Source organism: Mycolicibacterium iranicum (assembly GCF_014190915.1).
Taxonomy (GTDB): domain Bacteria; phylum Actinomycetota; class Actinomycetes; order Mycobacteriales; family Mycobacteriaceae; genus Mycobacterium; species Mycobacterium iranicum_B.
The window spans coordinates 301010-320463 of record NZ_JACHVU010000005.1 but is presented as its reverse complement, the minus strand read 5'-3'; the positions used below and the strand labels follow the sequence as shown (position 1 = coordinate 320463).

At 67.1% G+C, this 19454-nt stretch carries 20 protein-coding genes; 11 read left to right on the top strand and 9 right to left on the bottom strand.

The window, feature by feature from the left end:
• A partial coding sequence (locus FHR72_RS14485) for an aldehyde dehydrogenase family protein (RefSeq protein ID WP_183469110.1) occupies positions 1-852 on the top strand: 852 nt, incomplete at its 5' end.
• 120 nt (positions 853-972) lie between these two features.
• Entirely contained in the window at positions 973-2367 is a 1395-nt protein-coding gene (locus tag FHR72_RS14480; protein WP_183469108.1) for an aspartate aminotransferase family protein, read from the top strand.
• Here FHR72_RS14480 and FHR72_RS14475 read toward each other — a convergent pair.
• The 6 genes from FHR72_RS14475 to FHR72_RS14450 all read right to left on the bottom strand — a co-directional run bounded on the left by FHR72_RS14475 (position 2355) and on the right by FHR72_RS14450 (position 8272).
• Entirely contained in the window at positions 2355-2684 is a 330-nt protein-coding gene (locus tag FHR72_RS14475; protein WP_183469106.1) for an STAS domain-containing protein, read from the bottom strand. The genes FHR72_RS14480 and FHR72_RS14475 overlap by 13 nt on opposite strands.
• Complete coding sequence (locus FHR72_RS14470; RefSeq protein ID WP_183469103.1) at positions 2684-5233, bottom strand: SpoIIE family protein phosphatase; 2550 nt, start codon at positions 5231-5233, stop codon at positions 2684-2686. The genes FHR72_RS14475 and FHR72_RS14470 overlap by 1 nt, the downstream gene beginning before the upstream one ends.
• A 55-nt stretch (positions 5234-5288) precedes the next feature.
• Positions 5289-6140 (bottom strand): alpha/beta hydrolase, encoded by an 852-nt coding sequence (locus tag FHR72_RS14465; protein WP_183469101.1) that lies wholly within the window; start codon positions 6138-6140, stop codon positions 5289-5291.
• 128 nt (positions 6141-6268) lie between these two features.
• Positions 6269-6631, bottom strand: coding sequence for a hypothetical protein (locus FHR72_RS14460; RefSeq protein WP_183469099.1), 363 nt, complete (start codon positions 6629-6631; stop codon positions 6269-6271).
• 145 nt (positions 6632-6776) lie between these two features.
• Entirely contained in the window at positions 6777-7157 is a 381-nt protein-coding gene (locus tag FHR72_RS14455; protein WP_183469097.1) for an ArsR/SmtB family transcription factor, read from the bottom strand.
• 182 nt (positions 7158-7339) lie between these two features.
• On the bottom strand, positions 7340-8272 hold the full coding sequence (locus FHR72_RS14450) for a manganese catalase family protein (RefSeq protein WP_183469095.1): 933 nt from the start codon (positions 8270-8272) through the stop codon (positions 7340-7342).
• Positions 8273-8545: 273 nt separating this feature from the next.
• Here FHR72_RS14450 and FHR72_RS14445 point away from each other — a divergent pair, with 273 nt between their 5' ends.
• The 4 genes from FHR72_RS14445 to FHR72_RS14430 all read left to right on the top strand — a co-directional run bounded on the left by FHR72_RS14445 (position 8546) and on the right by FHR72_RS14430 (position 12070).
• Positions 8546-9112 (top strand): hemerythrin domain-containing protein, encoded by a 567-nt coding sequence (locus tag FHR72_RS14445; RefSeq protein WP_183469093.1) that lies wholly within the window; start codon positions 8546-8548, stop codon positions 9110-9112.
• 145 nt (positions 9113-9257) lie between these two features.
• Positions 9258-10085, top strand: a complete 828-nt coding sequence (locus FHR72_RS14440; protein ID WP_183469158.1) for a SigB/SigF/SigG family RNA polymerase sigma factor — start codon at positions 9258-9260, stop codon at positions 10083-10085.
• 311 nt (positions 10086-10396) lie between these two features.
• Complete coding sequence (locus FHR72_RS14435) at positions 10397-11128, top strand: ZIP family metal transporter (protein ID WP_183469091.1); 732 nt, start codon at positions 10397-10399, stop codon at positions 11126-11128.
• A 255-nt stretch (positions 11129-11383) separates the two neighbouring features.
• Positions 11384-12070 (top strand): GAF and ANTAR domain-containing protein, encoded by a 687-nt coding sequence (locus tag FHR72_RS14430; RefSeq protein WP_183469089.1) that lies wholly within the window; start codon positions 11384-11386, stop codon positions 12068-12070.
• Positions 12071-12076: 6 nt separating this feature from the next.
• On the opposite strand, the gene FHR72_RS14425 is transcribed toward FHR72_RS14430, so the two are convergent.
• On the bottom strand, positions 12077-13402 hold the full coding sequence (locus FHR72_RS14425; RefSeq protein ID WP_183469087.1) for a DUF2252 domain-containing protein: 1326 nt from the start codon (positions 13400-13402) through the stop codon (positions 12077-12079).
• A gap of 184 nt (positions 13403-13586) precedes the next feature.
• On the opposite strand from FHR72_RS14425, the gene FHR72_RS14420 reads away from it, so the two are divergent.
• The gene (locus FHR72_RS14420; protein ID WP_183469085.1) at positions 13587-13931 is read left to right on the top strand and encodes a cupin domain-containing protein; all 345 of its coding nucleotides are present in this window, start codon (positions 13587-13589) and stop codon (positions 13929-13931) included.
• A 46-nt stretch (positions 13932-13977) separates the two neighbouring features.
• Here the strand turns inward: FHR72_RS14420 and arr are convergent, their stop codons facing one another.
• Complete coding sequence (gene arr, locus FHR72_RS14415) at positions 13978-14406, bottom strand: NAD(+)--rifampin ADP-ribosyltransferase (RefSeq protein ID WP_183469083.1); 429 nt, start codon at positions 14404-14406, stop codon at positions 13978-13980.
• A gap of 145 nt (positions 14407-14551) precedes the next feature.
• On the opposite strand from arr, the gene FHR72_RS14410 reads away from it, so the two are divergent.
• The 4 genes from FHR72_RS14410 (at position 14552) to FHR72_RS14395 (ending at position 18062) form a co-directional block, all read left to right on the top strand.
• A complete protein-coding gene (locus tag FHR72_RS14410) occupies positions 14552-14980 on the top strand; it encodes a pyridoxamine 5'-phosphate oxidase family protein (RefSeq protein WP_183469081.1) in 429 nt (142 codons plus the stop codon).
• A gap of 115 nt (positions 14981-15095) precedes the next feature.
• The gene (locus tag FHR72_RS14405; RefSeq protein ID WP_183469079.1) at positions 15096-15896 is read left to right on the top strand and encodes a DUF1906 domain-containing protein; all 801 of its coding nucleotides are present in this window, start codon (positions 15096-15098) and stop codon (positions 15894-15896) included.
• 99 nt (positions 15897-15995) lie between these two features.
• Complete coding sequence (locus FHR72_RS14400) at positions 15996-16436, top strand: VOC family protein (RefSeq protein WP_183469077.1); 441 nt, start codon at positions 15996-15998, stop codon at positions 16434-16436.
• 72 nt (positions 16437-16508) lie between these two features.
• On the top strand, positions 16509-18062 hold the full coding sequence (locus tag FHR72_RS14395) for a threonine/serine exporter family protein (protein WP_183469075.1): 1554 nt from the start codon (positions 16509-16511) through the stop codon (positions 18060-18062).
• Between the two features lie 11 nt (positions 18063-18073).
• Here FHR72_RS14395 and FHR72_RS14390 read toward each other — a convergent pair whose 3' ends face one another.
• Entirely contained in the window at positions 18074-19450 is a 1377-nt protein-coding gene (locus FHR72_RS14390; RefSeq protein WP_183469073.1) for a cation:proton antiporter, read from the bottom strand.
• Positions 19451-19454: the final 4 nt, after the last annotated feature.

The following is a 19454-nucleotide window of genomic DNA, read 5'->3' as shown; positions in this document are numbered from 1 at the left end:
ATCAAGAGCGTCTCCTTCGTGGGGTCGACCCCGATCGCCCAGTACGTCTACGCCACCGGCACCGCGGCAGGCAAACGTGTCCAAGCCCTCGGCGGGGCCAAGAACCACGCCGTGATCCTGCCCGACGCCGACCTCGACCTGGCCGCTGATGCCATGGTCAACGCCGGGTTCGGCTCGGCCGGGGAACGCTGCATGGCCATCAGCGCGTGTGTGGCCGTCGGCCCGATCGCCGATGACCTGGTCGCCAAAATCAGCGACCGGGCACGCGCCATCAAAACAGGCGACGGCACCAAAAATGCCGACATGGGCCCCCTGGTCACCCAAGCCCACCGCGACAAAGTCGCCTCCTACATCGACGCCGGCGAAGCCGACGGCGCCAAAGTCGTCGTCGACGGCCGCACCGTCATGAGCCAGACAGGCCCCGAACGGGATTCAGCCGGGTTCTGGCTGGGCCCCACCCTGCTCGACAACGTCACCCCCCAGATGAGCGTCTACACCGACGAAATCTTCGGCCCCGTCCTGTCCGTGCTGCGGGTCGACACCTACGACCAGGCCCTGGAACTGATCAACACCAACCCCTACGGCAACGGCACCGCCCTGTTCACCAACGACGGCGGCGCAGCCCGACGCTTCCAAAACGAAGTCGAAGTCGGCATGGTCGGCATCAACGTCCCCATCCCCGTCCCCATGGCCTACTACAGCTTCGGCGGCTGGAAAGCCTCCCTGTTCGGCGACAGCCACGCCCACGGCCTCGACGGCGTCCACTTCTTCACCCGCCAAAAAGCCATCACCACCCGCTGGCTCGACCCCAGCCACGGCGGCATCAACCTCGGCTTCCCCGAAAACACCTAAACCCCAACACCTCATCCCCCTTCGCGAGCGTGCGTGTCCGCCCCGGACACGCCGCCCGCGAACCCAACATCACGCACCCTCGCGCGGACGGATTCCGCGCGGCCCGCCAAAGGATCATCTGTGACCATCACCGAAGAGCCCACCGACCGCACCGCGTTGCCCACCGGTGAGGACCTCGAGGTGGCGATCGCGCGCGGGCAGCGCGCCCACGAGCTCGATCGCCGACACGTCTTCCATTCGTGGTCGGCGCAGGCACAGATCAATCCGATGACGGTGCTGGCCGCCGCGGGTTCGTACGTGTGGGACGGCGAGGGCAACAGGCTCCTCGACTTCTCGTCGCAGCTGGTGAACACCAACATCGGCCACCAGCACCCGAAAGTCGTTGCCGCCATTGCCGAACAGGCCGCGACGCTCTGCACGATCGCGCCCCAGCACGTCAACGATGCGCGCTCTGAAGCCGCCCGGCTGATCGCCGAGCGCACGCCGGGTGATCTGAACCGGATCTTCTTCACCAACGGCGGAGCCGACGCGGTCGAACACGCCGTGCGGATGGCCCGCCTGCACACCGGCCGCTACAAAGTGCTCTCGCGCTACCGCTCCTACCACGGCGGCACCGAGACCGCGATCAACCTCACCGGCGACCCCCGCCGCTGGCCCAACGACCACGGCAACGCCGGCGTCGTCCACTTCAACGGGCCGTTCCTGTACCGCTCGACCTTCCACGCCCAGACAGAAGAGCAGGAGACGCAGCGAGCGCTCGAACACCTCGACCGCCTGGTCCAGATGGAAGGGCCGTCGACGATCGCCGCGATCATCCTGGAGTCGGTCCCCGGGACGGCCGGCATCATGGTTCCGCCGCCGGGTTACCTGGCCGGCGTCAGGGAGATCTGCGATCGCCACGGCATCGTGTTCATCGCCGACGAGGTGATGGCGGGGTTCGGTCGTACCGGTGCGTGGTTCGCCATCGACAACTTCGGCGTGACACCCGATCTGATCACCTTCGCCAAAGGCGTGACGTCAGGCTATGTTCCGCTCGGTGGCGTCGCGATCAACGAGGCGATCTATTCGACGTTCGCCGACCGCCCCTACCCCGGAGGCCTGACCTACTCGGGACATCCGCTGGCCACCGCGTGCGCGGTCGCCACCATCACCGCGATGGAAGACGAGGGCATGGTCGCCAATGCCGCCCGGATCGGTGAACAGGTTCTCGGCCCCGGCCTGCGCGACCTGGCCGCCCGCCACCGCTGCGTGGGTGAGGTCCGCGGCCTGGGGGTGTTCTGGGCGATCGAGCTGGTCGCCGATCCTGACACCCGCGAGCCGCTGGCCCCCTACGGCGGTTCCAGTCCCGCGATGGCGGCGGTCCTGGCCGCATGCAAGTCCGGTGGCCTGCTGCCGTTCGCGAACTTCAACCGCGTGCACGCCGTGCCGCCGTGCAACGTCACCGACGAGGAGGTCGCAGAGGGTCTGCGAATCCTCGACGACGCACTGTCGGTGGCCGACGGCTACGTCGCCTGATCGGCCGAAGCCAGTTCGACCGCAACGAGTTCGGTGACACCGCTGACGGTGAACGTCGTCTTCAGCAGCGGGTGCACGATCAGCCTGTGGATCACCTCGGCGCCGGCGGACAGGACGTTGATACCGGCACTGTCGACGTATTCCACCGCGCCGAAGTCGACCACGAGCCTGGCGCCGGCGGCCTCGGCTTCAGCGACCGCGTCGTAGAACGCTTTTCGGAACTCGTCGACGTTGCTCAGGTCGATCTCGCCCACAGCGCCGAGAACGACATCGCCCTCACCGGTGCGGGTGGACGTGAGCGTGAGAAGCGGTGGCATCAGGCAATCCTCGCGGAGAGATGGATGGTGGTCCCGGCCGTGTCGTGAGCAACGGCCACGTCGTGCATGAGTCCTCGCATGATTCCGAGACCCCGGCCGCGGTACGGATCGGGTTCGGGATCAGGGATCTTCCACGACCCGGTGTCGGTGACGACCAACTGGATCCGGTCGACCAACGCAGTGGCCTGCACGGTGACGGTCCCGCGCTGCCCGTGCCGGTGACCGTGTTCGATGGCGTTGGCGACGGCTTCGCCCACGGCGACCAGGACGTCGGTCAGACGGTCCGGGGCCATGTGCGCGCTGACCAGCCAACGACGTAACGCGGTGCGTGTCGGCGCCAGGTTCCCGATGTCGGGGTCGAAGGTCAACTCCAGCGGGGCGGGGTGCCGGTACAGGAGAAGTGCGACGTCGTCCTGGTAGCCACCCTCGGGAGCCAGACGCGCCATGATGTCGTCGGCCAGCTGGTCCAGGGGAGCCCCGTGGCTGTCTGCGATGACGGCAGCAGCCCGAGAGATACCGTGCTCCAACGTCTTTCCGCGGCGCTCCACCAAACCGTCGGTGTAGCACAGCAGTGTCGCGCCCGCCGGCAGGGTGACCCGGGCTTCGGGCCGCGGCCAGTCGAGCCGCAGGCCCAGCGCGATGGTGTGGGCCTCGTCGAGCATCTGCACGCTGCCGTCTGCGTGGACGATCAGCGGTGGCGGATGTCCGGCACTGGAATAGGCGAGTTCGCCGGAGCTCGGATCCAGCACGGCCACAATGGCCGTCGTGCACTGGGCACCCGGCAGGCGGGCGGCGAACCGGTCCATCTTCGCCAAGGCGGTATGGGGACTGTCGTTGTCGAACAGCAGCGCACGGCACGCACTGCGCACCTGACCCATCACGGTTGCGGCGACGAGACCGTGCCCGACGCAGTCACCCACGATCAGGGCGATACATCCGTCATCGAGGTCGACGACGTCATACCAGTCCCCGCCGACCTGCAGCGGCCGGGTGGCAGCCTGGTAGCGGACCGTGAACCCCGGGGGGAGATCGGCCGGGCCCAGGATCGCGTGCTGCAGGGTCAGCGCCGTTTCACGTTGTTGGTCGACCTGGTGAACACGTTGCAGTCCCACGCTGATTCGGCCGGCGAGGACGGTCAGGAGGGTTTGATCCTCAAGGGTGAACGATCGCTGATCGTTGAGGCTGATCCAGATGACCAGGACGCCCTCGGGGTGCTGGAGGGCGATACCGGCCGTGCCGGGTTCCACCGTCTGCGGCGTGAGGAGGTCGCCCTGCTTCAGCAGCTCGACGATCTGCCGGGTGTCGACGGGCAGCTCGGACCAGTGCACCTCCCCCGCAGTCGATACGACGCCGGGGGCCGCATCGGCCGAACGGGCCACCGGGAAGGTGACCGCGAGGACGCGGCGTGCGCGCCACAGCCTGCGCAGCTCCTCGGCGGCACCGCGCACCGCGTCATCGACGGTGTCGGCCTCCGCCAGTTGACGGTTCAGAGCATGCTCACGTCCCGCCGCCAGAGCCAGGGCGATCGCAGCGTGCCGGGCGAAATCGCTGACCAGTTCGAGGTAGGCCTCGTCGAACGCCGCCTGCCGCGGTCGGCGTGCCACCGCGATGACACCCAGCACGGCCTCATCGGCGATCAGTGGCATGACGATGGCGGAGCGCTCCCCCACGTCGGTGAAGCCCTCGATCGGATACTGGAAGGAGTCGGTGATCAGCGGCAGACCGCGCCGTGCCACGCCACCGGTGGTCGACGCGTCCATCGGGACCTGGCGACCGATCACCTCCGCGGCGTATCGGCCCGCGGTCGCCGCAACGACGAGGGTGTCGACGTCGCCGGCGGGCAGTTCGGGGTCTGCGGGCACGAGCAGGATCGCCTGCTCCGCATCCGCCAGTTCCAACGCCCGGTTGACGATGAGTTGCAGCGGTCCCGTCTGGGGATCCCCCGACAGCAGCGCACTGGTGATCTCCCGGCTGGCCCTCATCCATTTCGCCGATTCCCGTTCGCGTTCGAACAGCCGGGCGTTGTCGATGGCGGCCGCCGCTGCGGTGGCCAGGGCGCGGACGGCGTTCTCGTCGGCGTCGGAGAACACCCATCCCGGTCGGTCGTCGGCAAGGTACAGCGTGCCGAAGTGCGTGGCACGCACGGTGATCGGGATAGCCAACAACGCCCGGATCATGCGCCCGTCGACGAACAGTTCGGCGGTCTGCGCGCCCAGGTCGGTGACGCGCAGTCCCGCGCCGATGGGCAGGGAACCGAACTGGCGCGCGTCGGCGTCGTCGAAGCCGCTGCTGACGAACGAGCTGAGCGTGCCCTCCGGGTCGCAGATGCCCAGAGCTGCCAGGCGAGAGCCGCTGAGCTCCTGCGCGGCCGTCACGATACGACGTAACGTCACGTCGAGGTCGAGGTCGGACCCGATGGCGACGATGGCTCGGACGAGCTCCTCCATCGTGTCCCGGGCGACCCTCGACGCGTCGAATTCGGCGGCCGTGGCACTACTTGTGCGTTCGCCCCCGCGATCGAACGCGGTCTCACCCCGTCCGTCGTCCATGCACCCACGCTAGCCTGTGCGCGGGCCGCGGCGTACCGCACGCAAATAGGACGAATTACGAATGATTTCTTCGCGTTTGGGATGTTTGAACGTCAAGCCACTGCGCCACGGGTGGAAAGACGCGGTCCACCGCCGACGCCGCCACGATCCAATGCGGCAGATCGCGGTGGACGTGGTGTTGTGCCCCGTATCGCGTGGCGATGCGGCGGGAGATCCATGGGGCCACGTTGCGATCCTGCCCGGCACTGACACACAGCACGGGGCAGGTGACGTCGAGTGCCCGCACCCGTGTCGGTTTCGCACCCAGTGACATCTGGCGGAAGACCCGCCCTGAGTCCCGGACCAGTTCGGGGATGAGCGCGTCCTGCTCGTCGCGGGGCAGCGTGCTCAGCGGTACTTCCCGCATGGTTTTCGGGCGGGGGAGGAACGGTCTGCCACGCAGGATGGAGGGAAGTACCGGGACGAGGTGCGGCACCGATCTGGCCTGCGTCCACAGTGGTCCCGGCGGGACCGGGGCCAACAGAATTACGGCCGGCGGCGTCCGGGAGGCCGCGATCCGCTGCGCGAGGAGGCCACCGAGACTGTGTCCCACCACGACGGCGGGTTCACCGAGGGAGTCGTAGGCCGCTGCAGCCACCTCGTAGCAGTCCTCGATTCCGAGGCTTCTCAGCGTGACGTCGTCGGACGGCTGACGACCCGGCAGTGCGGGAACGCGAACGCGGTAGCCGGCCGCTTCGAAACGCTCCGACCACGGTCGCAACAGCGACGGTGTGCCGAACACCCCGTGCAGCAACAGGATCGGGGGTCTGGCTGAGTCTGCGCCGACGTCACCGCCGATCTCGGGGACGATGCGCGAACCTGCGATGCCCTCTGGCGCAATGTCATTGTCTTCGCCGGCCGTCGACATCAGGGACTCCCCTCGATGGGGCCGCCCGAATTGCGCAGCCCGTGGTGCTCTCACACCGAGTGTCGACGATGCCGCGTCCGCCGGCGATTACCTCTGAGGTAAGGCCTCCCGATCCAGTGCGCCGCTCGTCAGTACCAGTATGTCGTCGACACCGACTTCCCGTTGACGCACGACACGTTGACGTTCCACTTCCGGAACAGCGGTACGCCGGGAAACTCGAGCCGCGCTTGTGCAGCGGCGAAGTTGTCGACGGTTCCGTTGTGTCCCGGCAGAAAGAAATCACGCCTGATGCTGTTCGCGGTGTACGTGCAGTTCGTCGGATCTCTGGTCCAGCTCTGAATGGTGGCGGTGATGCCGCCCGGGTGCGGATTGAACGAGATGTCCGGGCTCTCATCGGCAGGACCGGCGGACGCGGACGCGGCTCCGCCGAGAAGCAGCGCCACGCCGGTGGCGGCTGTCGCCGCGGCCTGAACCCAGGGTGTGACAGACATGATGACCTCCAATGCGAGTGGTGGGCGAGGCGACGCCCAGAGGTCACCCTCCCGCGTCAGCCACACCGTGACTTGAGTAGTCCACTACGCGAATCGCGACGGTCGTCTTGGAGCGCGCCGCGCAATCCCGGGCCGACGCTGGCGGCTAGGCCGAGCCGGCAGCATCGGTGATCGACCGGTCGCCACGGTGGTGCCCAGGAATGCCGGGGCCCGCGTGCTCGGCGTTGAACACCGCGTCGACGACCAACTGGCGCACATGATCGTTCTCCAGTCGGTAGAAGACCGTCGTGCCCTCGCGGCGGGTGCGGACAAGCCGTGCCATCCGAAGTTTCGCCAGGTGCTGCGACACCGAGGGGGCCGGCTTGCCGACGTGTTCGGCGAGGTCGTTGACCGATCGCTCGCTGGAGGTCAACGCCCACAGGATCTGGATGCGGGTCGGGTCGGCAAGCATGCGGAACACCTCGACGATGAGGGTGGCCTGCTCCTCGGGCAGCCTGTCGGCCGTACCCGGACCATCTGCGTCCATACGCGGATAGTACCGGGCTGCACTGTGCCGCTCATTCACCATGCTCAACGGATCGACGCTGGGGGACGTCACCGGGGTGCTGTGGTGAATTACTGTGCGGCAACGACATTCACGTCACGGACGGTTCGCGAGAACGGGCGGCACCTCCCAGGAGGTACCGCCCGCCCTTTCGCGCTGACGTGCTACGTGTCGTTCGAGGCGATCTCGACCTCGGCGGTGGCCTGGATGAGCGCCAGGAGTTCCGGATCGAGTCCCGGTGAGAACTCCTCGCGCCGCTCGGGTGCGATGGTCATCGGGAACCCTTCGGGCAGGACCTCGGTGCTGAGCTCGGTGCCGTCATTGGACGGTGAAGCGCCGCGGTAGAGCTTCGCCGCCTGGCTCTGGTCATCGGCGCTGAAGGTGAACTGGATGCTCTGCAGACCCTGATCGAGCAGCTTCTTGACCTCAGGGAACTGCTCGGCGTTCGTCTTCGGGATCGGCAGCACCGATCCCCAGTTGACGCCCAGGCTTTCCAACGCCTTGGCGAAGGCGTTCTCGTGCGCCTGGTCCCGGACGATCAGGTAGGCGATCGTCGACCGTGCGGCCTTGTTGTCGGTCATCTGATAGATGCGGCACTTTTGAAGCCGGCCTGTCGATTCGAGCATCAGGTTGTACAGCAGATCGAGCACCAGGTTTCCGCTGTTGTACACATACGAGCCGAGCCAGGGGTTGCCCGCGGCGTCGACCGGGAGAGCGCCCTGGGCTCCCACCAGATAATGATGGATGTTGCTGGTGTCCAACGCGATCTTGAGCGGGGTGGCGCCTTTCGCGCCCGGCTGGTCCAGCGGGTCGGTCTTCTTGCCCCGGTATTCCGGAGAGCCGTCGAGCAATCGCGAGATGGTGGTGCCGATCAGTTCCACGTGGCTGATCTCCTCGGTTCCCACGCCCTGCAGCAGGTCGCGGTACGGCTTCGACGGCGCATCACCACGGAAGTTCATGCTCTGGAACAGGTACTGCATCATCGTGCGCATCTCGCCGAACTGGCCGCCCAACCCCTCCTGGAGCGCGTTCGCTGCAGCGGGATCCGGCTCGTCGACGGCGATTTCGTTGATGAGCCGCTCAGTGTGTAGGTACATGTTGCCTCCTCGGCGTCAAGAGAACTCTCGGGTGACCACAACGGCCGGCACAGTGGCCGCCTCCGGCGTTCGGTCGTGGGACGGCGCGCCTCGCGGTGTTCACAGTGGGCACTTCGAGGTTCGTACCCGGGCCAGAATCCGACAAACGCACGATCTGACCCGACGCCCGGTTTGAGCGCACGGCGTTCGGTAATCCTCCGGTCGAGTGCAGCACCCGGTGCGGCACAGATTCACAGCAGCTCGAAACGATCAACAGAGACCCAGAGGTGTGCCGTGGTGGAAACGTTCGTGCAGTCGACCGATGACGTGGTCGAATTCCTTCGTGGTCAGCACAATCTGATCAAGGACATGTTCGACGACGTCGTCTACGCGTCCGGATCGAAGGCGCGGGAACAGGCGTTCGTCGAATTGCGGCAGCTGCTTGCCGTGCATGAGACGGCCGAGGAGATGGTCGTTCATCCGCGCGCACGTCAGGACATCGACGGCGGCGATCAGATCGTCGACGTCCGCCTGCAGGAAGAACATGATGCGAAAGAGCAGCTGTCCGCGCTGGAGAAGATGGACATCGACTCCAAGGAATTCCTCGACGGCGTGATCCTGCTCAAGACGATGGTCATCGATCACGCCGAGCGGGAGGAGAGCGAAGAATTCAACAGGCTGCAGCGCGATCTCAGCGCCGGCGACCTCAAGCGCATGGTCACCGCCGTCCAGGCGGCGCAGGCGATCGCCCCGACCCGCCCTCACCCCGGCGTGGAGACCGCGACCCGCAACTTCGCGGTGGGCCCGTTCGCCTCGATGCTCGATCGGGCGCGGGACTTCATCTCTGCAGCTCTGCGCTAGGTCTCTGGGATACCGGTACATCCGCTGCGACGCGACGCCAGTTTCGGGTCGGCGCGGTTTCAACCCGCTTATGGCGGGTATCGCCGTGCACAGGGTTCAGAAGCGCGAGCCGCACAGGGACTACCTAGCGAAAGCAGCGGATCACATGTCTGAACGAAGCGACGATTACGCGGCCGTCACCGCGATGGTCCGGGAACTGAGAACGTTCGATCCCGATTCTGCGCAGTATCGGCGCGCCCACGCTGCCATCATCGATCTCACGTTGCCCTTGGCCAGCCACATTGCGCGACGCTTCCGCGGACGCGGTCAGTCCCACGAGGACCTCTTCCAGGTGGCCAGCGTGGGGCTCGTCCAGGCGGTGAAACGCTTCGACCCGGACAACGGTTCGGAGTTTCTGGCATTCGCGATACCGACCATGATGGGCGAGGTACGGCGTTACTTCCGTGACTGCGGGTGGGCGGTCAAGGTGCCGCGGCGCCTCAAAGAACTCAACAACCAGCTCAAAGATGCGCGGTCAGAACTCAGCCAGCGTCTGGGTCGAGCACCCACGCCGAGCGAGATGGCACTTCATCTGGGCATCGACCGCGAAGAGTTGATCCAGGCGACGATAGCCAGCAGCAACTACGCCACCGTCTCCACCGATGCCGGGCAGGGCCAGAGCGGAGAATTCCTGGCCATCAGAGAAACGCTCGGCCAGCGCGACTCCCGTCTGGACAAGGTGCTCGACGTCGAGACCATCCGTCCGCTCATCACGAGCTTGCCCGCACGCGAGCAGGCGATCCTGCGGATGCGGTTCTTCGAAGAGATGACCCAGACCGAGATCGCCGAACGAATCGGTTGTTCTCAGATGCACATCTCGCGTCTGCTGTCCTCTGCGCTGGCCAAGCTGCGCAATCAGGCAGGCGAGCCCACCGCCCGTATCGCCGGCGCCGCGCCTGTCCTGCGGCGCAGACGGCGTCACGACGCCGCATAGCGGTCGACGAGAAATCGCGTTTACCCACCGCCGGGGGTCCCTGCATGCGCCCTGCTGCGAGAATTCCTTTAGCCCTGCGTATTTCGTCTGGCCGACTTCGTCGCCGTGAGCACATCCCACGCAGGGTCACGGGAGAGCTTGATACTCCGGTGCTCCCCTACCGACGTCCTGAGCCGCCGAGTTCGTCGACACCGGCGACCCGAATATGCACCGGAGGTTGCCAAAGGCGCTGTTTCCGCCCCGGATCAGCGGTATATCTGAAGCTGACGAACCACAGTTCCTGAACGTCGCCGCGACTGGATGGAGTGCTGATGCTGACCGCCGTTCTGTTCGGCCTTGCCGCCTCGAGTGCATTGATCATCGGCGCCGCCATCGGCGCCCGCTGGGACATGCCCAAGAAGGTCACCGGTGTCCTGTTGGCGTTCGCCAGCGGCGCCCTCATCTCGGCGCTGGCCTTCGAGCTGTTCGAAGAGTCGTTTCACCTGGGCGGGGCCCTGCATTCCGGCCTCGGCCTGCTGGCCGGGGCGGCGGCCTTCGTCATCGCCGACAGCCTGCTCGACCGCTACGTCAGCGGGCACTCGGGACCCGAGCAACGCGAGGTGGTCGCCGAGGGCGCCCGGCGCGGAGTCGGCTTGGCGCTCCTGGCGGCGGTGACCCTCGACGGCGTGCCCGAGAACCTCGCGCTGGGTGTCTCCCTGGTCGGAGGCGCGTCGCTGTCGCTGCTCGTCGCCATCTTCTTCTCCAACCTTCCCGAATCCCTCGTCGGAGCCATGTCCATGCGCAAGTCCGGGATGGGCGCACGCGCGGTGATCGGGGTCTGGCTTGCCTGTGCCGTCCTGCTGGCCGCCGCCGTCGTGGTCGGCCGCGTCACCGCAGGGGAACTCAGCGACCCGGTCCTTGCGGTCGCCCTCGCCTTCGCGGGTGGGGCGGTGTTGGCGTCGCTGGCCGACACCTTGATGCCCGAGGCTTTCGAGCACGGCCGTCCCGTCAACTCGTTCGCGACCGCAGCGGGCTTCTTCCTGTCCTTCATCCTCGCGGCGTGACACCGGGACCCGCTCCGAAGAAACGGAGCGGAAGTCGTTTAGCTCGTGGCTACGAGTGGTAACGACGCCATCAGGGTGGAGGACGCATAGGCCGCGTGAGTCCCCGCCCGAGGTGTAGGGCTAGCGCGGCCGGGTGTTCAGAAGCCAGCACTCCTAGTCTGCACCGCCCCCCGGACGTAGATCTCGACTCTCAGCTCGGACAAGAGCTGTCGCTGACTCCTAGGGAAAAGCCGACCGCTGTGCGAAGGTGGGCCCATGACGAACGACGACGGCCTCGGCCTGGCCGGCCGCATGGCCGAGCTGGCTCAGGAGCTGGCAGTGCCGAAGTCGCTCGACGGGATACTTCACAGTGTGACCGGGAGCGTGCTGGAGCTCGTTCCGGGCGCCGAACTGGCGGGCGTGCTGCTCGTGGGCGCCAACAGGACGCACGAAAGCCTCGGTCCGACCGACGACTTGATGCATCAGCTCGATCAGATCCAGATCGACACCGGCCAGGGCCCGTGCCTCGACGCCACCGTCGACGAACACATAGTGCGGGTCGACGACTTCACAACGGCGGACCGGTGGCCGGCCTATACGCCGAAGGTGACCGAACTCGGTGTCCGAAGTTCGTTGTCCTTCAAGCTGTTCACCGCGGAGCGGACCGCGGGTGCACTGAACGCCTTCTCCACTCGCGCCCATGCCTTCGATGCCGAGTCCGAGGCCATCGGCTCCGTTCTCGCCGCACATGCGGCAGCGGCGATCGTCGCCAATCGCCAGGGCGAACAACTTGAGAGCGCCCTCAGCAGTAGGGACCTCATCGGCCAGGCCAAGGGCATCATCATGGAACGCTTCAACGTCGACGCCGTGCGGGCGTTCGAATTGATGCGAGAGCTTTCGCAGTCGGGCAACGTCAAGATCGTCGACATCGCCCAACGGATCGTCGACACGCGCGGTACCTGACGTCACTCACGTCGCGGTCACACCGGGTATGCGCCCCTCGCGGAACGCCTCGACGAAGTGCCGGTGATCGTCGCGGACGGTCTTGGCGTATTCGAGGCCGAACGCGACGATGTCGTCGACGAAGTCGTCCTCCGCGTCTCCGATCGCACCCACGATCGCCTCCTCGGTCTGAAATGCGACCAGGGACTGATCGCTGTCGGAGTCGCTCACACAGTGCACCTTGGCCACGGCCTGGCCGAGCTGTTCGATCACCGTGGTGAGCTCGTCGGGCTCGGTGAGCTCATCCCAGTCCAGATCGGCCTCGTAGGGCGACAATTCGCTGACCACGAAGCCCACGCCGTCGATCTCGGTGTACCCGAGCAGAGGATCGGCGTGGGCCTGCAGCGCGCGCTGCGACACCGCGGTGCGATGCCCCTGATGCTCGAAGTACTCGTGCACCTCTTTGTCGTGGACCACCCGGCTCGGAGCGGGCACATTGCCCTGCTTCATCGACAGGACGATGTCGTTGTCGAGAGCCTGGTTGAAGCCCTCGATCAACACGGTGTAGGACGGCAATCCGGCGCTGCCGATACCGAAGCCCGTCTTGGTGATCACGTCCTTCACGTCGTAGGCGATGCCCCGGAATTGTTGTGCCTCAGGGATGGTGTCGAGATAGCGCCCGAACGCGTCCTCGACGGTGGCGCGGTCGGTGTCGTCGAGTCGCCCCACGCCTGCGGTTTCGCGGAAGCGGCGATCGCACTCGTCGACCACGGTGATGCGGTCCAGCATCTCGGCCCGGGTGGACAGTCTCGCCGACTGCAGCGCCGACAGCACCGCGCCCCGGGCAGTGCGCAGATTCAGAGAGAACGACGCATCGTCGTCGACCTCGACGAACCACCGCACCTGTCGAAGATACGCGCGGGTAAAGGTGGCGATCAGGTCGCTGATCTCTCTGTCCGACAGCGCTTTCTGCCAGAACATCAACGCGACGCTGGCCGCGAAGCGCTGCAGATCCCAGGTGAAGTGTCCGACGAACGCCTCGTCGAAGTCGTTCACGTCGAAGATCAACACCCCAGCGCCGTCCATGTACGTTCCGAAATTCTCTGCATGCAGGTCGCCCTGGATCCAGACCCGGCTGGTGCGATCGTCGGCCCACCGGTCTTCGCGCTGAGCGACGTCGGCATAGAACAGACAGGCGCTTCCGCGGTAGAACGCGAACGGGTCTGCCGCCATCTTCCGGAACTTGGTGCGGAACGCGTTCGGGTCGGCCGCCATCAGGTCGGAGAAGGCGTCCAGCAGCGTCTCGACGATGAATTTCTCCCGCTCGTCCCCCGGGGTGTCGTGATCCGTCATGAGCTGTCACTCTCCTCTGCTGCTGCCGACCTGTGCAGCGTGTTCCCGGTAGGCGTCGTCATAACCCGCCGTTCGGTGGCGGAGGCACGTGGCCGGCGTCGGTGTTGTACGGTCCCTTGACCCGTTGCGGCCATTGCCGCGACGCGCAGTACCACCGCCTCACACCGCCGGAGGACGCCCACTCATGAACGCCCTTGCCCCGCACATCGTGATCAAGGCCGGCACCGTCCCTCTGGACTCGTCCGAGGTGCCGTCCGAGCAGGTCGCCGAGGGCCGGCCACGCACGGGCTCGACGCCGCTGGGAACCTTCGCGGGCCTCGAGATCGGCGTCTGGGAGATGAGCGCCGGCGCGATGCGCGACACCGAAGCCGACGAAGTGTTCGTCGTCATCGCAGGCAGTGCCCGGGTCGAGTTCGAGGACGGCACGGCGGCACTCGAATTAGGCGTCGGCGATGTCGTCCGATTGCTCGCGGGCGCGAAGACCGTCTGGACGGTCCACGAGCCGTTGCGCAAGGTCTACCTCGCCTGACCTGGTGGCGCACCCAACGCTGTCGCCGGGGCGCGGCCGCCGGCCGTCAGTCGTAGATCACGTCCAGTCCACGGTGTTTGAGGTCGGCCAGGCCGGCGCGCATCGCATCGAGCTGTTCGTCGGTGTGTCCCACCCAGTCCGTGAGCTCGCCGACGATGCGAACGGGCTCGCGGGTGCGATAGGAGCGGGTGGGATTGCCGGGCAGTTTCTTGTCGGTGACGTTCGGGTCGTCCTCGACGTCGCCCAGCGGTTCGACGATGAAGATGCGGCAACGGCCGTCGCCGGCGGCCATCTCGGCTCCCCACACGGCAGCGTCCAACGTCTGGGTGACATACACGTGGTTCATCACACGGCCCGGGTCGTAGTTCGACGGGCGGCCCGGCACCAGCAGGTCGCCGACCGAGAGGTCCGCTCTGGTGCCGTGCAGGTATGCGCCGGACTCGTGCACCTCGAACGGTTTCGGTATGTGCGGCATGACATTTCCCCCTCGTCGGATCGATCGGCCGCACGAGTGTGCACCCCGGAGGGGGCCTTGCCGCAAGGCCCCCTCCCAGCCTTATAGTGAAAGGGGCAGGGCTCGCCGGGAATAACCGGCGGCATCCTCGGTGTTGCGGGCCAGCATGAAGGCACTCTCGGAGAACGAACGCCGCCAATTTCTCGCCGAAGTCCACGTCGGCGTGCTCGCCGTCCAGGCTTCGGGTGGCCGACCGCCGGCCAGCGTTCCGATCTGGTACGACTACACCGCTGACGGCTTGATCCGCATCAACACCGGTGCCGAGACGCGCAAGGCCCGACTCATCCGCGACGCGGGCACGGTCACGCTGACGGTCCAGCGGGAGGATCCGCCGTATCAGTACGTCGTCGTCGAGGGCACGGTGGTCGACACCGTCCACCCTTCGCCGCCCGACGTCCGCGAGGCCATCGCGGTCCGCTATCTCGGCGTCGAGGGCGGACGCGCGTTCGTGCAGAGCATGGCTGACGCGGACAGCGTGCTGTTCGTCGTACGCCCAGATCGCTGGCTCACTGCGGATTTCTCCGGCGACGTGTAGTGGAGACGACACGCCACGACCGGCGAGAGCGGTGCGCGGGCAACAGCTTCCATTAGCCGGGATCCGCTCGGCGCGGCGGCACCGATATTCGCGGCCCCGTTGTTAGCATCCTGCCGTGCAAGACTCGCCGAAGACGTTCAGCCTTCGGCCGTCGCAGCCGGTTTCCCGCCGCGACGCCCTGCGCTACGCCGCTGCCGCGTCGGCGATGGTGGGGTTGGGCGCCGCGGCCACCAGCCCCTCGGCGTCGGCCGCCGGTCCCCTGCTCATCGATTACGCCGCACACCAGATCCCCGCAGAACACATCCGCGCTGCCGGTTACGCCGGAGTGGTGAACTACGTGTCGATGTCGCGACCCGGCACCAACTTCGGGGCCAAACCGATCACCCGGCCCTACGCCGAGTCCCTGACCAAGGCCGGGCTCGTGATCATCAGCAACTACCAGTACGGCAAGCCGGGCGGCTCCGCGCCGTCGGACTTCACGCGCGGATATGCCGGCGGCGTCGCCGATGCGCGCACCGCCTGGCAGCTGCACACCGCGGCAGGTGGCGGACGCAGCGCACCGATCTTCTTCTCGGTCGACGAGGACATCGACATCGGCACCTGGAACAACGTTGCCCTGCAATGGTTTCGGGGGATCAATGCGGTTCTCGGCGTCCAGCGCACTGGCGTGTACGGCGGTATCGACGTGTGCCAGTGGGCGATCGCGTCGGGCGTCATCGGGAGTTCGCGCACGCCGGGACGCCGCTGGGCGTGGCAGACCCGCGCCTGGTCCGGTAATCGCGTCCACCCCGCCGCCGTGCTCTACCAGAGGATCGTGGCGACGAAGGCCAACCCCGGACCGTTGGTCGGTGGATACGAAGTCGACGTCAACGACGTCCTGGCCCAGGACTGCGGGCAGTGGAATCTCCATCCCTGAGGCATGGTGAGCACGACGGGCCGATGAGTTCTGCCCTCCTCGGCAGTCGCACTCTGTGACGGCGCCCCTGTGACGGGCGCCGCGGACCGGAGGAGCCCGATGCACGCCACGATGTTCGTCAACCTGCCCGTCGCCGATGTCGAACGCTCACGGAGGTTCTTCGGTGCGCTGGGCTACAACTTCGACGAGGCGTACTCCAGCGAGCGCGCCCTCACCATCATGCTCGGAGAGGGCCGACGGGCCATGCTCATCGAGACCGACGAGTTCGCCGGACTGGTCGGTGTCGAGGTGGCGGACGCCTCGAAGGTGAAGGAATGCGTCATCTGCCTCAGTAGTGACAGCCGCGACGCCGTGGACGGGCTGGTGGACCGCGCCCTGGCCGCGGGCGGCACCGTCGGCGACACCGAGGACCTCGGGTTCATGTACGGCCGCAGCTACCACGACCTGGACGGCCACGCCTGGCAGATCTTCTGGGTGAACCCCGAGGGCGGCGATGCCCCGGATCGTCGTTCAGCGGGGGCCGCTCCGGCTACCACTTGAGCGATGGTGGCTCACCTTTTGTGATCGTCGCCGCGGACCGATCGCCCGAGATCCGTCGGTATCGTGCTTCGCGTGGTTCGTCAACGCTCCGGTCGCCTCGCGCGATACCTCCAGAGCACCCTGCCCGGCCACCGCGACCCGGCACCGGTCGCCGGACAACGCAGGCGCAGTGACCAGGACGTGGACGAGCGGCACACCCGCGCAGTTCTGGACCTGACGATTCGACTCGCGGAGGTCATGCTCTTCTCCGGGTCCGGCACCGCCGACGTCGTCGCCACCGCCAAAGACGTGGCCCAGGCGTTCCGCCTCACCGACTGCGTCGTCGACGTCTTCGTCACCACAGTCTTCGTGTCGGCGCTTCCGACCGCGGACAGTCCGCCGGTCACCATCGTCCGCACGGTGCGCACCCGCTCCACCGACTACACCCGCCTCGCCGATCTCGACCGCCTCGTCAAGCGCATCACCTCGGGCGGCGTCACCGTCGAGGAAGCCCACCGGGCCATGGACGACCTGACCGAACGACCCCACGTATACCCGCGCTGGCTGGCTACCGTCGGATGGGCGGGCTTCGGTCTCGGCATCGCCATGCTGCTGGGCGGCACCTGGCTGACGTGCGTGCTGGCCGCGGTCAGCGCGGCCGTTATCGATCGAGTCGGACGCACCCTCAACCGAATCGGGACGCCTTTCTTCTTCCAGAACGTCACGGGTGCGGCGATCGTCACCGTGGTCGCCGTCGCCGCGTACTGGTTCGCCGGCCTCAACCCCACCGCCCTGGTGGCCACCGGCATCGTTTTGCTGCTCACCGGGCTGACCTTCGTTGGCGCGATGCAGGACGCGGTGACCGGTTACACCCTGACGGCGGTCGCCCGGCTCGGCGAGGCGCTGTTCCTCACCGCGGGCATCGTCGTCGGCATCGTCGCCGGGCTCGAGGTGGCGGCGCTCGCCGGGATCAACATCGATCTGCACGTCGATGCCACGGTCAGTGTCATCGTGCCCAACCGGCCGTTGCCCATCGCGGTGGCGGTGGCCGGCGCGGGGCTTGCCGGGGTGTGTCTGACGATCGCGAGTTACTCCCCGCTTCGGCCCGCGATCATCGGCGGAATCGCGGCCGCGGCCGCCGAACTCGTGCTCATCGGCCTCGGGCTCGCCGGAGTCGGTCAGGTGCTCGCGACCGGCCTCGCCGCAGTCCTGGTCGGCTTCCTCGCCACCGTGATCTCGATCCGCCGCCAGGCGCCCGCGCTGATCACTGCGACAGCCGCGATCATGCCGATGCTTCCCGGCCTGGCCGTCTTCCGCGCGGTCTTCTACCTGGCCGTGGACGAGAACTTCGCCGGCGGCCTGGCGCAGCTGCTGTCGGCGACGGCGATCGCGCTGGCGCTCGGCAGCGGCGTGGTGCTCGGCGAGTTCCTCGGCTCACCGCTGCGGTACCGCGCCGGGCGCATCGGCGATTTCATGCGTGCCGACGGCCAGCCGGGCCTTCGCCGTGCCGTCGGACGGGTGGTCCACCTGGGGCCCGCCCGGTCCGAACCCGCTGTGGCCGAGCCGACCTCGCAGAGCGTTGCGCTGGAGCCGGTGGTCGGCGACGACCGGGACAGCGACGACCGGGACAGCACGGAAGGCCCGTAGCCCCGATCAGGTCAGCCCGAGGTCCCCGACTTCGGTTGCGTGCCCGAGTATTCGGGGTCGAGGCCGTGTGGCTCCTCGCCGGCGGGGCCGAACTTCGCGCCGGAACGCTGCAGGCGACGCTCGAACAGGCGCTGCAGCGGCGTAGCCACGAACGTGGTGACGATCGTCATCAGCGCGAGGATGGTGTACAGCTTGCCGGAGATGAGGCCGGCTTCGAACCCGATGTTGAGCAGGATCAGTTCCATCAGGCCACGCGCATTCGCCAGCGCGCCCATCGAACCCGCCTCGTACCAACTCATCCCCTGCGACCGGGCCGCCAGCCCGACAGCCCCGAACTTCGCGGCGAAGGACACCACCAGCACCACTGCGGCCATGGCCAGCGTGGCCGGGTCGAGGATGAGGTCGAGTCGGGTGTTGAGGCCGGAGTAGATGAAGAATGCCGGCAGCAGGAGATAGGCGACCAGCGGCTCGAACCGGTCGCGGATCTTGTCGAGCAGTGCTCCCCGCGGCATGACCGCGCCCGCGACGAAAGCACCGAACACGGAATAGATTCCGACCACGTCGGTGAACCAGCTCGCTGTCAGCACGACGAGCAGAATGACGCTGACGTGCGCGATCGGGATGCCTCCGGCCTGTTCGGTGTCGGCGCGCGGCGGCGTCCACGTCTCGAGTCGCGCCAGGAGCCGGCGGCCGACGAACAGCATGAACACCAGGTACGCCAGTCCGCCTCCGACGGCCAGCACAGCTCCCTCGGCACTGCCCTTCGCTGTCGCCACGACTGTCGCCAACAGGACCCAGGAGCAGGCGTCGTCGACGGCGGCGCAGGACAGTGCCATCGTGCCGAGCCGGGTGTTGAGCAGCCCGGAGTCGTAGATGATCCATGCCAGCATGGGAAACGCGGTGATGGCCACGGCGGCCGCGACGAACAGCCCGCCCTGCCAGTGCTCGACCTTGTCGGTGAAATATCCGCCGAGGCTGACCATCCACCATCCCACGGCACCGCCCAGAACCAGGGGGACGCCGATACCGGCGGCCGAGGTGACACCCGCCTGCTTCACGTGGGCACCGAGGATCTCGACCTTGAAGGAGGCGCCGACGAGGAACATGTAGAGAACGAGCCCCAGCTGCCCGACGACATAGATGGCGGTCAGGTTCGGGTGCGGGATCGTCTCGGCGCCGATGGTCAGCGTCGTGGGGAACAACCACTGCTGACCGGTGGGCCACAGCCAGCCCAGCACCGAGGGGCCGAGCAGGAACCCGGCCACCATGATGGCGACCACCTGCACCTGGGCCAGGCGCCGAAACAGCGGCCACAGCAGGCGGTACGTCACCAGGATGACGGCGATCTGCAGGAAGAAGTGGGCGGTGATCGAGAGTAGGGAGGGCATTCGA